Source organism: Streptobacillus felis (assembly GCF_001559775.1).
GTDB lineage: Bacteria > Fusobacteriota > Fusobacteriia > Fusobacteriales > Leptotrichiaceae > Streptobacillus > Streptobacillus felis.
The window spans coordinates 1-281 of the sequence record NZ_LOHX01000127.1 but is presented as its reverse complement, the minus strand read 5'-3'; the positions used below and the strand labels follow the sequence as shown (position 1 = coordinate 281).

General features: G+C 27.0%; 1 protein-coding gene. It reads right to left on the bottom strand.

What is annotated here, in order from left to right:
- Nucleotides 1-22: 22 nt before the first annotated feature.
- Nucleotides 23-281: aminotransferase class V-fold PLP-dependent enzyme (locus tag AYC60_RS02180; protein ID WP_156447642.1), on the bottom strand; the 259-nt coding region annotated here is incomplete at its 5' end.

Below are 281 nucleotides of genomic sequence, written 5' to 3'. Positions count from 1 at the left end.
ATTTATTCTCACTATTATCTCCTTATACTTGATCTTTAATTTTAACTCCATCTTTGATATATATAGCTTCTATACCCGTAGGTCCATGTATTTTATGTGAACTAATAGATAATAGGTCAAGAGGAATTTTAGAAAAATCATAATCTTTATGTTTTAATCCTTGTACGAAATCTATATGTAAATATGTACTAGGATTTTTACTTTTAACAACACGTGATATAGCTTCCATATCTATGCTAGTTCCTATTTCATTATTAACCCCCATAATAGATACTAGTTTA